Genomic DNA, 13,926 nt, shown 5'->3' with positions numbered 1-13,926 from the left:
ATAGGAGTGTTTTAAAATGGCATATGTATCGCAAGTTGAGTATGAAACAGCGACAGATGAGGCGAAAGCGGAGTTTGAAGATCAAATCCAACGTCACGGGCGTATTACGAATATGAAAAAACGTTATTGCATTCTGTTCCATCTTTCAAAGCATTGATGGAATGGTATCCATTACAAGAGGAAGTAGCAAAAGTAGTAGGAGAGCGTGCCACTAATTTTTATTGCTATGCAATTTCAACGAAAAATGAATGTTTAATTTGTTCAATGTTTTTCAAAAAAATATTAGATGACTTAGGCATTGATTTTGAAAACTTTGCGTTTACGGAAGAAGAGCAAGATTTAATGGAATATGGACGCTTACTCGTAAGTAGCCCTGAAACGATTCCTGCATCTCTTTTTGATAAATTAAAAGAGCGTTATTCTGAGCAACAAATCGTTTTGATTACGGCATTTGGTAGCATGATGATTGCTACGAATTTAATTAATACTGCTTTAAAAGTAGAATTAGACGATATTTTATTACCATACACGAAAAAGTAGAGGAGCTTTCTAATGACACAAGAATTTGAGAATAAAACCGTATTTATTACAGGGGCAGCGAAAGGACAAGGGAGAGGTGTTGCTTTAGCTTTTGCAAAAGAAGGCGCTAATATTATCGCATTTGATTTAGGCGAAAAAATTGAGTATCCAGCATATAATCGTTCTTCAAATGACGACTTAGAAAAATTAAAAGAAGATGTGCAAGCAGTCGGTGGGAAAATTGAAATTTTTGCTGGGGACGTTCGAAAAGCAACTGATGTTCAATACGCAGTTGAAAAAGGAATCGAAGCTTTCGGAACAATCGACGTATTATTTAGTAATGCAGGGATTTGTGCATACGGTTTATCGTATGAGTTAACGGAAGAAGAATGGGATTCAATGATTGATATTAACTTAAAAGGTGGCTGGTTAGTATCTAAATATGTAATTCCACATATGATCAAACAACAAAGTGGTGTCATTCTTTACAATTCCTCTGTTGCTGGCTTGCGTGGGATGAATCGTATTTCACATTATGCTGCATCAAAACATGGCTTAGTCGGTTTAACGAAGTCACAAGCAATTGAATTAGCACCGCATGGCATTCGTGTAATTAGTATTCACCCAACAGGTGTGAACACACCGATGAATGATGGATTAGCTGAAATGGAAGGCGCTACGCCAATTGAAATTGCAGAACGTTCTGCTGGTAACTTATTACCTGTACCATGGGTTGAAGTTGAAGATGTGGCGAATTCAATTCTATTTTTAGCGAGTGATAAAGCACGTTACGTAACAGGGAGTCAGTACGTATTGGATGCAGGGCTATTAACACAATAATCGAGATATAAGGGGATTGCACAATGAAATCAAAATTAATCGCACTATTTGCTATTTTGACAGCTGTATTTACGTTAGCTGCATGTTCATCTAAATCAGATGAATCGACGAAGTCTGGTGAAAAAGATGGGGTACAAACCATTAAAGTAGGGACGATGGGGACATACAATCCATTTTCTTTTGAAGATAAAGATGGGAAGCTAACGGGATATGATTTAGAGGTTTTACGTTTAGTTGAAAAACAAGATCCTAGTTTGAAATTTGAATTTATAGCCGGTCCATGGGATTCACTATTTGTCGGTTTAGATTCTAATAAATTTCAATTGTTAGCGAATCAAATTACATCTAATCCAGACCGTGTAGCGAAATATACGTTAACAGAAACACCGTACTTCAACTCGGTGTCACAAATTATCGTTAAAAAAGGCAATGAAAAAAATATTCAATCGTTAGAAGATTTAAAAGGGAAGAAAATCGGTTTAACAGTAGGGGATTCATTTACTCGAATTGTTGAAGATTGGAATAAAGAAAATGGGAACATTTTAAAAATCACATATTATGAGCAAGATATTACGACAATTTTAGAAGATATTGAAAATGGTCGTATCGATGCGACGGTTAATGATCCAATTATGGCGAAAACAAAAGCAGAAGTTCAAGGGCTACATATTGAAGCTGTTGGCGAGCCAATTAAAAAAGAACCGACATTATTTATTGCACGACAAGATGCTGAAGGAAAAGCGTTAATTAAAAAAATCGACGACGCTTTACAAGCATTAAAAGAGAACGGCAAACTTTCTGAACTTTCAAAAGAGTGGTTTGACGTTGATTACACGAAATAGTTGAAATGGAAAGGGATCCGATAAATTGAGGGTCTCTTTCTTTATCTTAATAGAAGTGGAAGGTATCAATTGATGAGTGACTTATTAGATTATCAATATATGTTAGATTCTTTACCCGCAATTTTAAAAGGTGTTCCTGTCTCGCTAACGATTGCATTAATTGCTTTCGTCGTCGGGTTAATTATTGCATTAGCTTGTGCACTAATTCGAATTTATAACGTGCCTGTTTTAAAACAATTAGTCGTTTTATTCGTTTCATTTGTTCGTGGGACACCGCTACTCGTACAAATTTTCTTATCGTATTATGGAATTCCAATCGTTATTCGAGCATTAAACGAAAGTTACGGTCTTAACTGGGATATTTCATTTATTCCAGCTATTTATTTTATTTATGTAGCTTTTTCAATTAACTCAGGAGCTTATTTATCTGAAACGATTCGGGCGGCTATTTTATCTGTAGATAAAGGTCAATTTGAAGCGTGTTATTCAGTCGGAATGACGACGTCACAAGCGCTTAGAAGAGTTATTTTCCCTCAAGCATTAAGAGTTGGGTTACCGAACTTATGTAATCATTTTATTATTTTATTGAAAGATACATCTTTAGCATTTGCTGCTTCCGTGCCAGAAATTTTAGGAGAAGCAAAAATGATTGCGGGGCGTACGTCTCAATTTTTCGAAGTATACATCGTCGCTGCTTTAATTTATTGGGTGCTATGTACAATTTTAGAGCAAATCAGCATGTATTTAGAAAGACGCTTGAATAAGAAAAATGGAGGCATTTAAATGATAAAAGTAGAAGGATTAAATAAAAAATTTGGCTCTAACGAGGTGTTAAAACAAATTGATTTAGACATCGAACAAGGTGAGACGATTACAATTTTAGGACCGAGTGGTTCGGGGAAGTCTACTTTATTAAGATGTTTGAACTTATTAGAAACACCTACAAAAGGAACAGTTACGATTGATGATGTGACGTATACAGCGCCAAAAGTATCGAAAAAGACGACGTTGCAACTACGTCGTAAAACAGCTATGGTATTTCAAAGTTATAATTTATTTGAAAATATGACAGTTTTACAAAATATTATTGAAGCGCTCGTAACTGTGCAAAAGCAATCGAAAAAAGAAGCGGTACAAACAGCATATGATTTACTTGATAAAGTCGGGTTGAGAGATAAAGAGAATGCGTACCCACACAGTTTGTCGGGTGGTCAAAAACAACGAATTGCTATCGCTAGAGCGCTGGCTTTGAATCCGAAAGTTATTTTATTTGATGAACCGACGTCAGCGCTAGATCCAGAATTAGTCGATGAAGTATTAAATGTGATTAAAACGGTCGTGAAACAAAAATCACAGCGGTGATTGTTACACATGAAATGGAATTTGCTAGTCAAGTTTCAGATCGGGTTATTTTGATGGACCAAGGTGTGATTGTCGAGCAAAATACAGCGAAAGAGTTTTTCAATCATCCACAACAAGAGAGAACGAAAAAATTCTTAGCTAAATTCAATCGTCAGTTAGAATATTATTTATAAGAAAAAAATGGCTCGTCCATAAGCAAAAATGCCGGTCTTTAATAGAAAAAGGGATGTTGAATTTGATAGCCTATTCTTTATTTTTTTGCGCCCTCACGAAAAAAATAAGGTGAAGCCATGCCCGCGAAAAGCGTCGGCCGAAACGAAGAACAACGGTTTCCTAATAGGTAAAAAAAGACATGCATGATTTGAAACAAATCATGCATGTCTTTTCTTATTGACTAAGGTTTTGTCCCAGCCTCTTTTGTATGATTACAAATTTATTTACTCATAATAATAGAAAATATTTTTTGTTGGATTTTTGCATCTTCTAATTTGACCATGCTCTTCGGTGTATCGTAGCCGATCCAGACAGCAGACGTATAATCATCTGTTAAACCGGCTGTCCATAAGTCGAAGAAGTTATTCGTTGTACCTGTTTTTGCACCGATATAGTTCGTGCCACTTACGCTTATGTCGGCACCTGTACCAGAAGTGGCCGTTGCATTCATAAGTGAGCGCATCGTACTCGTTGTTGATGTTGACCAAACTTGTTTTTCAGTAGTTGGCCATGAATACAATGTTTTGCCGTCTCGGTTTTTCACTTTACGAATCGCGTGTGTGCGAACGTAGCTTCCATCAGCAAAACTAGAATACGCATCTGCGAGTTCGGCTGTCGTAACGCCTTGATAAAGTCCGCCTAACGCAGAAGGGTAGCGATGGTCTAACTCTGTAATCGAACGGAAATTAAATTGATCTAAATAACTGAATGCCGTTTCGACACCGACGATATGGAATAGGCGAATTGCAACAGTGTTGTAACTGTATTTGAAACCATTTTCTAACGAAATATTTCCGATGACCGTACCACCTTTATTTTCAGGACAATAGTTGCCATTACAGAAAGGTGCACCACTAACCGTCGTATTCGGGTTGGCATTGTACAATTCTACGTATGGACCGTAATCGAGTAGCGGTTTAATAGCAGAACCGGGTTGACGGACAGCTTGGTACGAACGGTTAAATTCATATCGTTTGAATTTAAGACCGCCGTATACGCTGACGATTTCTTTCGTATGATTATCGATGACGACACTAGCGGATTGTAGTTTTTTGTGTTTTGCTACAATCGCATCGATTGATTTCGTATCTTTTCCTTGTTTCGCAGGATCAAGTGCCGTTTCAATGACGAGCCCTTTAGCGATTAGTGCATTGACATGTTCTTTTAATTCTTTTTGAATCGCTGCTTTTTCACGAGATGTTTTGACGATATTCATCCGTTTCGTATAACCGTCTCGTAATGAAATAAGTGCAGTAAGCTCATTCATAACGTATGAGCTGTATGCTGGGTATGCTTGTTTTTTCTTTTTAATATGTAACGTAATTTTTTCTTTTTTCCATAAAGCAACTTGTTGTTTCGTCGCAATGTTTTTCTCGACCATTTTATCTAATAACCGTTGTTGTCGTTTTTTCGTATTATTGAAATGGTTGACGGGGTTGTATAAACTCGGATTGTTTGGAATTGCCGCAATGAAAGCCATTTCTGCACGTGAAAGTTTATCGAGTGACTTTCCGAAATAATACGTAGCAGCAGCGGAAACACCATATACACCGTTTGAGAAGTACATTTCGTTTAAATAGCTGTTTAAAATTTCTTCTTTTGTTGTTTTTCGTTCTAGTTCATACGCATAAAAAATTTCGAGCATTTTTCGCTCATATGATTTTTCTTGTGATAAATAGCGCATACGCACAAGTTGCTGCGTAATTGTACTACCACCTTGCGACGAAGCGCCACTCGCACTATTCGCCATGAATGCACGGGTAATTGCCGTAACATCAAAGCCAATATGATCATAAAAACTAGCATCTTCACTATAAATGAATAGATTTTGCATGAATTCGGGAATGTCAGCCAATTTTTCAGGTTGACGCCATTCAGTATATTCTTCCGAAAAGGTTTGATTATGACGGTCTTTCAAAATAGTCGGGATAGAATTGTTCGGTTCTGTAATTTGGACAGAAGCATCGAACTGGTCGTTAAAAGCTTTCGTATCCGTTAATTCTACAGCGATTTTTTGGAATAGTAAGACGAGTAAGCCGATACCCGCAAGTATGAGGAAAGTACCAAATACTTTTTTCACGAGAATCCTCCTCATGACTTATTTTTTTGTCTATAAGAAGAATAGCATAAATAGAATGGAGAATCGGCAAATTATGAAAAAAAGAGATGAATTTAGTGCTTCTAACTGAAATAAACTCCGTTGTATGTTAGACTATGAGCGTATAATAATTTGTATTAAGGAGCGATACGATGTATCCACAATTAACTTCTGAAATTCAAGAAAACGAAATCAAAATGGTAATGGACACTACAATGGGTGCGATTACTTTTAAATTATTCCCAGAACAAGCACCAAAAACAGTTGAAAACTTTGTAACTCTTGCGAAAAAAGGTTACTACGATGATGTTATTTTCCACCGTATTATTGAAAACTTCATGATCCAAGGTGGCGATCCAACTGGTACTGGTATGGGCGGCGAATCTGCATGGGGTGGCAACTTCGAAGATGAATTCCACCAAGAATTATTCAACTTCCGTGGTGCTTTATCAATGGCAAACGCAGGTCCAAACACAAACGGTTCTCAATTCTTTATCGTACAAGCGAAAGCAGTAGATAACGGAATCATCAAACAATGTGAAGTTCGCGGTTGGCCAAAAGATGCACTTAAATCTTACAAACAACTTGGTGGTACACCGTGGTTAGACGGTAAACACACTGTATTCGGTCAAGTAATTGACGGTATGGATGTTGTTGACGCAATGGCTAAAGTTGAAAAAGGTTTCCAAGACAAACCAAAAGAAACAATTTCAATTAAATCTATTACAATCGAAGACTAAAATAAAAGAGTTTGGGACATAATGTCGCATAACTTAAATAAAAATGACGCTGTCTATAGGCAGCGTCATTTTTATTATCCATTCTTATTGACTAGGGTTTTGTGCCAGCCTTTTTTCGTTTAAGTAAATGAAGCAAATGTTTTTTGGATACGTTCGAGTGCCTCTGTTAAAGTAGTTTTCGGACAAGCGATGTTCAGGCGAAGGAACCCTTTGCCGTGCGCACCGTATTTAGAACCCGCATCGAGTGCGACGCCGTGATCTAGAAGTGCATTCATAATATCCGCTTCGGCAAGTAATGTATCGCGGTAGTCAATCCACATTAAATACGTTGCTTGTTGTTTTTGAACACGTACACCCGGAATAGTTTGCAATGCATCTACTACAAGCTGACTATTTGTACGCAAGTAATCTTTTAATTGGGCTAACCATCGAGCGCCTTCTTCTGAAAAAGCACCTTCGATTGCAGCGATTGCGAATACGTTTAAACTGCTAATGAAATGACGTTCAAAATATTTTTTCAACGTTAAGCGTCTAGCTGCGTCTGGAACGAAAATGAATGCTGCATGAATACCTGCGATATTAAATGTTTTCGTCGGTGCAAAAAGAGAAATAATATGGTCGGTTTGTTCTGCTGCTTTCAATAAAGGAACATGTTTCTCACTACTTAGTACGAGGTCGCTATGAATTTCATCTGAAAGTAAAAGTACATGATGTTTTTTACATAGTGCGGCAATCGTTTTTAATTCAGATTCACTCCACGTGAAGCCAATTGGATTGTGTGGGTGACATAAAATGAACAATGTCACTTTCTCATCACGTAACGCTTGTTCAAATAATGCAAAATCAAGCGTGTACGTACCGTCTTCTTCTTTTAATGGGCAATAGACGGCTGTTCGATCCATCTGTTCGGGTACGTGGAAAAAAGGTGGGTAAATTGGTTCAGTCATTAAAATGTGATCGCCTTTTTTCGTAAAAGCATCGACAACTGCACCGATAGCAGGAACGACACCTTGATGATACAAAATCCACTCCGGTTGAATGACTGTGTCATGTTGCGTCGCAAGCCAGTGAATAATAGCTTGTTGGCACGCGTCATTTTCAAAAGAATATCCGAAAACACCGTGCTGTAATTTTTGGTCGATCGCCTCTCGTATACAACGAGGGGCAGCGAAATCCATATCAGCAATCCAAAGCGGAATCGTATCCTCCGGAATTACGCGGTTGTAAATAGCTTGCATGCGGTCCCATTTCAGTGAACCGGTATCGCGTCTTTCAATGACTTCATCAAATAAATTCATTTTCAAACCTCATTTCGTTTGGACTATTTTGTATTTATGTTATTATATCGAGTATGAATAAAGCAAACAGATAGGTGGAAGCTATGGACAATATGGATACGATTCAAATGAATCAAAAAGCGGTACGTATTGTGGTTCAATGGAATCCGTTTAATTTAGAGGGTTTTGACTATGCGACAGAAGCAGCAGACGTTGTAGCAGCTTTACAAACAATCGATGACCCTTCTGAATTAGGGAAGGTTATTCAAAACGTATATGAGCAATCTTTTGAAGAATGGATTCCGCTTGAAAAATGCGTGGACATTTCATATAAATTAATCGGATTAAAATTTGAAACGAAATGCGTTATTAAGTAGATGGATAGGTTGAGAATTCTTTTTTTAAGAAGCGAGGGCGATTTGCAAAAATCGTTCTCGTTTTTATTTTAATGAACCTAAAATAGAATTATATATATTTTCAGAAATAACCGAGAATTTTTGTCGGGTCTAATCGTCTATGGTATAATATTCTTGCATAGTATATAAGAACAAAGGGAATTCGGGAAAGTGGGATGACGATGTCTAACAAATATAAAGTAGGCGATATTGTTACAGGCAAAGTCACGGGTATTCAGCCTTATGGAGCATTCGTTGCATTGGATGTTAATACGCAAGGGTTAGTTCATATTTCTGAAATTACTTACGGCTTTGTAAAAAGCATTGGCGATCATATTAGCGTTGGAGATACTGTTCGTGTCAAAGTTTTAGACATAGCAGATAACGACGAAAAAATTAGTCTGTCATTGCGTGCTTTACAACAAAAACCTGCTAAACGAAAAGAGCACATGCCACGTAAATCTTTGCAAGCCCGCGTAGATGAGAAAGACTCCGTTGGGTTTCAATCTCTTAAAGAAAAATTAGGAGAGTGGATTGAACAGTCAGGCATGAAATAAGAAGTGAGGAGATGTAGAAAGAATCATGCATTTCCTTGCTTCTTTTTTATTAGAAGACGTTTTATGTAACCGTTTTAAAAATATTCGTAAAAGTAAGTAGAAATAGTCTACAAAGCGTCAATTTGTATGTTACAATATGGGCGATATTGGTAATCTAATAAATAAGCAAAGAGGCGAGGAATTACAATGGCAGAAAATCTAAACCTATTCACATCAACGCAAGCAATCATAAAAGAAGCTCTTCAAAAATTAGGCTATGATGAAGCAATGTATGAACTTTTAAAAGAGCCACTTCGTATGTTACAAGTGCGAATCCCTGTCCGTATGGATGACGGTTCCATTAAAGTGTTTACAGGATATCGCGCACAACATAATGATGCGGTTGGCCCTACAAAGGGTGGCGTACGTTTCCATCCGAACGTATCAGAAGAAGAAGTGAAGGCGTTATCTATGTGGATGACATTAAAAGCAGGCATCGTGGACTTACCATATGGTGGTGGTAAAGGTGGCGTCATTTGTGACCCTCGTCAAATGTCGATGGGTGAGTTAGAACGTTTAAGCCGTGGATACGTTCGTGCAACGAGTCAAATTGTTGGGCCGACAAAAGATATTCCAGCACCGGACGTTTTCACGAACGCACAAATTATGGCTTGGATGATGGATGAGTATAGCCGTATGGATGAATTCAATTCACCTGGTTTTATTACAGGGAAGCCAATCGTCCTTGGTGGTTCACAAGGTCGTGACCGTGCGACTGCTCAAGGTGTCACAATCGTCATTGAAGAAGCGGCGAAAAAACGCGATTTAGAAATTAAAGGCGCACGCGTCGTTATTCAAGGTTTCGGGAACGCGGGTAGTTTCTTAGCGAAATTCATGAACGATTTAGGCGCAAAAGTAGTCGGTATTTCAGATGCGAACGGTGCATTATACGATGAAGATGGTTTAGACATTGATTATTTATTAGATCGCCGAGATAGTTTCGGAACGGTTACAAATTTATTTGAGAACACCATTTCTAATGAAGAGTTGTTAGAACTTGAATGTGATATTTTAGTGCCAGCTGCAATTGAAAACCAAATTACAGCAGAGAATGCACATAATATTAAAGCGAAAATTGTCGTAGAAGCTGCAAATGGTCCAACGACAACAGAAGCGACTAAAATTTTAACGGAACGTGGTATTCTACTCGTGCCAGACGTACTTGCTTCATCTGGTGGAGTAACGGTATCGTATTTCGAATGGGTACAAAACAATCAAGGTTATTATTGGACGGAAGAAGAAGTATTTGAAAAGCTACATAAAAAAATGGTTGATGCTTTTGAAAATATTTATAATGTAGCGACTTCTCGAAAAATTGATATGCGTTTAGCGGCTTATATGGTCGGTGTTCGTAAAACAGCTGAAGCTTCTCGTTTCCGCGGTTGGGTTTAATTTTCATAAAAAAAGCTGATGCCATCGCATCAGCTTTTTTTATTCTTTTTTAGAAACCGAGATGACTTGCTTACTTGGGAGTACTAAGCAATGGAGTTGACCACCGAATACAGCGCCACCATCGATTCCGATAATACGATTTTCTCCGAAGTACGGAGAATGATTGTTTTTATCTTTATGAAGAATTGACGTTGGCGTATGACCGAACACAATTGTTTTCGTGCCATGATAATTCAAATGGAACTCTTCTCGAATCCAAAGAAGTTGGTCAACAGGTGTTTCTTTCACATCTTTCTCTGGGTCGACACCACCGTGTACGAAAATCGTATCTTCTTTTTCGAAATAAGGAAGCAATGTTTCAATAAAGCGAAGATGTTTATGCAACGTCTCATCTGTATACGCTTCTTTAAATAAATGTTCTTCTATATAAGAAGGGGAATAACCATAGCTCTCAAGTGTTGCACGTCCACCAGCTACTGTAACCCAATGTTCAAACTTCCGTGCGTTCGCATGTGTAAAAACAGAAAGCATAATATGCTCATGATTCCCCATTAAACAATATGCACCTTTTTGCTGTAGTTCTTCCATTAGTGAAAGCACTTCTTTTGAAGCAGGTCCACGGTCGATGTAATCGCCGAGAAAAATGAGCCGATCTTTTTGAAAGTCTATATGAATTTTTTGTAGCAATGCATTCACGAGTGTAAGTTCTCCGTGAATATCACCAATGACATATGTGTTTGACATGTAAGCGTCTCCTTTACGTTGCGCTTATTTTGTTTTTAAATTCGCATGTTCAGTTTTTAAAGACTCTGGACGTTCTCCAATATGGCTCCAATCCGTAATACCGTCATCTTCATCAAAGTAAATCGTTGCACGTGTTACATTTTTTTGAGCTAAAATTAATTTCATTAACTCATCTCGTACATCATCTGCATAGGCAACTGTCACTGTTGGGTCAATTTCAGCCATTAACTCTACGTGAAGTGCTTCACCTTCTTTAATGACTTCAAGTCTACGAATATCTTGAACATCTTTATTGTCTGAAACGAGATAAGCGATATGATTTAACATTTCTTCATCTGTTTCACCAATTGCGCCGCGTGCGTTTTCTAAAAAGACGATTCCAACTACGAAGAACATCATAATACCAATCAAGATGGAAACAATTCCTTCAATTTGACTGAATGGTGTGTAGTAGGCAATTAAAACAGCGATAAAGGCAAGAACATTCCCTGCTGTTGCGACTGTATCTTCCATGAAAACAAGTTTCGTTGCAGGCTTCGCTTTGTTTAAATGGCGTAATGCTTTAATGAATACTGCAGGACCACGTGTATGTACACCTGCATCTACGGTAATTTCTGTACACGCTTTGTACAATACCGTTCCTTCTAAAATAATCCCTAATGCTAAAACGCTTAACGTAATCCAAACTTTCGTTGAAGATGTTGGATGTAAAATGTGATGCCAACCTTCTAAAATCGTTTCATAGGCTAAAATCCCGACGACTAACACGGCAAATAAACAAACGAGGTTGATGACACGTCCGAATCCAGTAGGGAACTTACGTGTAGGCGCTTTTTTAGAAAGTGCCGATCCGACGAATACGAAAAACTGATTCGCAGCATCTCCGAGGGAGTGCATCATTTCTGCAAACATTGCGACGTTTCCCGTCAAAATATAAGCAGCTCCTTTAATAATGCCGAGAACGAGGTTTACAAAGCCAGCTAATAAGGAAGGCTTATTTCCTTTTTTTAACAATGTGAAAAATTCACTCATAATAGTCACTCCTTCTATTAAGATAATCTAATTTCAGCTGCATTAATAAATGAAAGTTCACGAATAGCTCGATACATGACGAAAGGATCTGCAGCGAGTTCGGATGAGAGCTGCATCGTAATAATATGAACGAATGCATCTTGTTGCCATTCATCTTTAATATGCAAATCTTCTACAGTGAAATTTTTTTCTTTCAAATAGTGTATTAAATCTTCGATACATTGAACATCACTAATTTGTACAGTGAGCAAAATATCTTTTCTTCTTAAATGGGAAGGGCCCCAGTGAAAGAAGAGAGGGGCGATGACTTCAACACCGATTAGTACGAGCAAAACGGCAATTGTCGCAGGAAGATAAAAACCAGCACCTACTGCAATACCGATTCCTGCAGCGCCCCAAATCATAGCAGCTGTCGTCAAACCAGTAATGCTATCGTTCGTACGATGAAGAATGACGCCAGCTCCAAGGAAACCAATCCCACTAACAATCTGAGCTGCTAAGCGAAGCGGGTCCATCGTTACGTTAATTCCTTCAACAGGTGTGGCACGTAATACCGACTCCATAGAAATAATCGTTAGCAAGCAACTGAAGGTTGCAATTACTAAGCTTGTTTTCAAACCGACAGGCTTTTTCTTTAATTCCCGTTCTACGCCAATAATCAAACTTAATGTTGCGGCAATGATTAATTTAATACTTACTTCTTTTAAAAGACTATAATCTGTTAACCAATCCAAAATAATCAGCCTCCTTATGGTACGATAAATAGACTTCGTATTTTTACGAAATAGGAATGATTTCATTCTACAATACTTTTAGTAAAATGTTGGAAAAAAGGAGAGTTTTTATGCGTCCGTATTTATTCGTTTTAATTGGCGTATTATCTGTTGCATCATCTGCCATTTTTGTGAAATTAGCTAATGCTGAATCAGGAGCGATTGCTTTTTATCGTATGCTGTTTTCTGTGTTATTGATGTTGCCGCTATTTTTAGTGAAACACCGTCATGAAATAAAACATATAAAGAGAAATGATTATGTGATTATGACCTTATCGGGTATATTTTTAGCTTTTCATTTTATATTATGGTTTGAATCGTTGAATTACACATCGGTTGCGAGTTCGACGGTACTTGTAACGTTACAACCATTGTTTACGATTGTCGGTACATACGTATTATTTAAAGAAGCTATTACACGAAAGACCATCATCGCTGCAACCATTACAATTATCGGAAGTGTTTTGATTGGGTGGGGCGATTTTAAAGTTGGTGGCACAGCTTTATGGGGGGACTTTTTGGCGTTAGCAGCGTGTGCATTAATTTCTTTTTATATGCTTTGTGGGCAAAGTGCTAGAAAAAATGTATCTTCTACTACATATACCCTTCTTGTTTATTTTGTGAGCGCGGTCACTTTAGCTATTTATATGATTGTGAAGGGAGAGAAGTTTGGACCTTACGCAAGCATTGATTGGTTTTGGTTTTTATTATTAGCGATTGTTCCGAATTTGTTAGGGCATAATTTATTTAATTGGGCTTTACAGTACATATCCGCTAATGTTATTTCTATTGCCATTCTATTTGAACCGGTCGGGGCTTCCTTGTTAGCTTTCTTTGTATTTAGTGAAGTGTTACGTGGATCTCAAATTATCGGTGGTGCGATTGTTATAGTGGGAATCATCTTTTATACACTCGATGAGAAGAAAATTAAAAAGTATTTCAAAAAAAACTATTGACGAATAATAGTTTCTTGGTTTATAGTATTACTTGTCCTTGAGAAAATGACTTACAAAACATCATAAAAAACTTTCAAAAAAGTTCTTGCTTTTAAAAAGTTATGATGATATAATTATTAAGTCGTCAAGAACGACACACGATGAACC

General features: G+C 37.5%; 15 protein-coding genes and 1 pseudogene. 11 read left to right on the top strand and 5 right to left on the bottom strand.

Annotation, left to right across the window (positions count from 1 at the left end; genetic code table 11):
- Positions 1 to 16 precede the first annotated feature (16 nt).
- From KSHG_RS18415 to KSHG_RS18405, 6 genes and pseudogenes are all read left to right on the top strand, one after another.
- Positions 17 to 157, top strand: coding sequence for a hypothetical protein (locus KSHG_RS18415; RefSeq protein ID WP_154646910.1), 141 nt, complete (start codon positions 17 to 19; stop codon positions 155 to 157).
- Positions 157 to 540 (top strand): carboxymuconolactone decarboxylase family protein, encoded by a 384-nt coding sequence (locus KSHG_RS16930; protein ID WP_010306550.1) that lies wholly within the window; start codon positions 157 to 159, stop codon positions 538 to 540. Before KSHG_RS18415 ends, KSHG_RS16930 begins: the two co-directional genes overlap by 1 nt.
- Positions 541 to 552: 12 nt before the next feature.
- Positions 553 to 1,359 carry a mycofactocin-coupled SDR family oxidoreductase gene (locus KSHG_RS11590; protein WP_010306546.1) on the top strand — a complete coding sequence of 269 codons (807 nt, stop codon included), beginning with the start codon at positions 553 to 555 and terminating at the stop codon, positions 1,357 to 1,359.
- Between the two features lie 23 nt (positions 1,360 to 1,382).
- Positions 1,383 to 2,201 (top strand): transporter substrate-binding domain-containing protein, encoded by an 819-nt coding sequence (locus KSHG_RS11585; protein ID WP_010306542.1) that lies wholly within the window; start codon positions 1,383 to 1,385, stop codon positions 2,199 to 2,201.
- 72 nt (positions 2,202 to 2,273) lie between these two features.
- Complete coding sequence (locus KSHG_RS18410) at positions 2,274 to 2,984, top strand: amino acid ABC transporter permease (RefSeq protein WP_010306536.1); 711 nt, start codon at positions 2,274 to 2,276, stop codon at positions 2,982 to 2,984.
- A pseudogene (locus tag KSHG_RS18405) lies at positions 2,985 to 3,736 on the top strand (amino acid ABC transporter ATP-binding protein).
- Positions 3,737 to 3,996: 260 nt separating this feature from the next.
- Here the strand turns inward: KSHG_RS18405 and KSHG_RS11570 are convergent.
- Positions 3,997 to 5,856 (bottom strand): transglycosylase domain-containing protein, encoded by a 1,860-nt coding sequence (locus tag KSHG_RS11570; RefSeq protein WP_010306523.1) that lies wholly within the window; start codon positions 5,854 to 5,856, stop codon positions 3,997 to 3,999.
- Positions 5,857 to 6,026: 170 nt separating this feature from the next.
- Between KSHG_RS11570 and KSHG_RS11565 the strand changes: the two genes are divergently transcribed.
- Positions 6,027 to 6,614, top strand: coding sequence for a peptidylprolyl isomerase (locus KSHG_RS11565; protein WP_010306520.1), 588 nt, complete (start codon positions 6,027 to 6,029; stop codon positions 6,612 to 6,614).
- 119 nt (positions 6,615 to 6,733) lie between these two features.
- Here KSHG_RS11565 and KSHG_RS11560 read toward each other — a convergent pair whose 3' ends face one another.
- The gene (locus KSHG_RS11560) at positions 6,734 to 7,912 is read right to left on the bottom strand and encodes a MalY/PatB family protein (protein WP_010306517.1); all 1,179 of its coding nucleotides are present in this window, start codon (positions 7,910 to 7,912) and stop codon (positions 6,734 to 6,736) included.
- Positions 7,913 to 7,995: 83 nt separating this feature from the next.
- Here KSHG_RS11560 and KSHG_RS11555 point away from each other — a divergent pair, with 83 nt between their 5' ends.
- From KSHG_RS11555 to KSHG_RS11545, 3 genes are all read left to right on the top strand, one after another.
- Positions 7,996 to 8,268 (top strand): DUF1871 family protein, encoded by a 273-nt coding sequence (locus KSHG_RS11555; RefSeq protein WP_010306515.1) that lies wholly within the window; start codon positions 7,996 to 7,998, stop codon positions 8,266 to 8,268.
- A gap of 200 nt (positions 8,269 to 8,468) precedes the next feature.
- Positions 8,469 to 8,843 carry a S1 domain-containing post-transcriptional regulator GSP13 gene (yugI, locus tag KSHG_RS11550; RefSeq protein WP_010306513.1) on the top strand — a complete coding sequence of 125 codons (375 nt, stop codon included), beginning with the start codon at positions 8,469 to 8,471 and terminating at the stop codon, positions 8,841 to 8,843.
- A gap of 186 nt (positions 8,844 to 9,029) precedes the next feature.
- Positions 9,030 to 10,274, top strand: a complete 1,245-nt coding sequence (locus KSHG_RS11545; RefSeq protein WP_010306509.1) for a Glu/Leu/Phe/Val family dehydrogenase — start codon at positions 9,030 to 9,032, stop codon at positions 10,272 to 10,274.
- Positions 10,275 to 10,313: 39 nt separating this feature from the next.
- Here KSHG_RS11545 and KSHG_RS11540 read toward each other — a convergent pair whose 3' ends face one another.
- Genes KSHG_RS11540 through KSHG_RS11530 form a run of 3 tightly spaced genes read right to left on the bottom strand, consistent with a single transcriptional unit; the run spans position 10,314 to position 12,784 of the window.
- Complete coding sequence (locus tag KSHG_RS11540; protein WP_010306505.1) at positions 10,314 to 11,018, bottom strand: metallophosphoesterase family protein; 705 nt, start codon at positions 11,016 to 11,018, stop codon at positions 10,314 to 10,316.
- Between the two features lie 24 nt (positions 11,019 to 11,042).
- On the bottom strand, positions 11,043 to 12,050 hold the full coding sequence (locus KSHG_RS11535) for a cation diffusion facilitator family transporter (protein WP_010306502.1): 1,008 nt from the start codon (positions 12,048 to 12,050) through the stop codon (positions 11,043 to 11,045).
- Positions 12,051 to 12,067: 17 nt separating this feature from the next.
- Positions 12,068 to 12,784, bottom strand: a complete 717-nt coding sequence (locus tag KSHG_RS11530; RefSeq protein WP_010306499.1) for an MgtC/SapB family protein — start codon at positions 12,782 to 12,784, stop codon at positions 12,068 to 12,070.
- Positions 12,785 to 12,894: 110 nt separating this feature from the next.
- Between KSHG_RS11530 and KSHG_RS11525 the strand changes: the two genes are divergently transcribed.
- Positions 12,895 to 13,779 (top strand): DMT family transporter, encoded by an 885-nt coding sequence (locus tag KSHG_RS11525; RefSeq protein WP_010306497.1) that lies wholly within the window; start codon positions 12,895 to 12,897, stop codon positions 13,777 to 13,779.
- Positions 13,780 to 13,926 lie beyond the last annotated feature (147 nt).

The sequence above is a fragment of the Kurthia senegalensis genome, assembly GCF_000285595.1.
Taxonomy (GTDB): Bacteria; Bacillota; Bacilli; order Bacillales_A; family Planococcaceae; genus Kurthia; species Kurthia senegalensis.
This window is presented reverse-complemented; position numbering and strand designations above follow the sequence as displayed.

Coding starts and splice junctions, on each gene's coding strand:
- KSHG_RS11560 (WP_010306517.1), bottom strand. CDS start 7,912: ATGAATTTATTTGATGAAGTCATTGAAAGACGCGATACCGGTTCACTG.
- KSHG_RS11565 (WP_010306520.1), top strand. CDS start 6,027: ATGTATCCACAATTAACTTCTGAAATTCAAGAAAACGAAATCAAAATG.
- KSHG_RS18410 (WP_010306536.1), top strand. CDS start 2,274: ATGAGTGACTTATTAGATTATCAATATATGTTAGATTCTTTACCCGCA.
- KSHG_RS11535 (WP_010306502.1), bottom strand. CDS start 12,050: ATGAGTGAATTTTTCACATTGTTAAAAAAAGGAAATAAGCCTTCCTTA.
- yugI (WP_010306513.1), top strand. CDS start 8,469: ATGTCTAACAAATATAAAGTAGGCGATATTGTTACAGGCAAAGTCACG.
- KSHG_RS16930 (WP_010306550.1), top strand. CDS start 157: ATGGAATGGTATCCATTACAAGAGGAAGTAGCAAAAGTAGTAGGAGAG.
- KSHG_RS11585 (WP_010306542.1), top strand. CDS start 1,383: ATGAAATCAAAATTAATCGCACTATTTGCTATTTTGACAGCTGTATTT.
- KSHG_RS11555 (WP_010306515.1), top strand. CDS start 7,996: ATGGACAATATGGATACGATTCAAATGAATCAAAAAGCGGTACGTATT.
- KSHG_RS11540 (WP_010306505.1), bottom strand. CDS start 11,018: ATGTCAAACACATATGTCATTGGTGATATTCACGGAGAACTTACACTC.
- KSHG_RS18415 (WP_154646910.1), top strand. CDS start 17: ATGGCATATGTATCGCAAGTTGAGTATGAAACAGCGACAGATGAGGCG.
- KSHG_RS11590 (WP_010306546.1), top strand. CDS start 553: ATGACACAAGAATTTGAGAATAAAACCGTATTTATTACAGGGGCAGCG.
- KSHG_RS11545 (WP_010306509.1), top strand. CDS start 9,030: ATGGCAGAAAATCTAAACCTATTCACATCAACGCAAGCAATCATAAAA.
- KSHG_RS11525 (WP_010306497.1), top strand. CDS start 12,895: ATGCGTCCGTATTTATTCGTTTTAATTGGCGTATTATCTGTTGCATCA.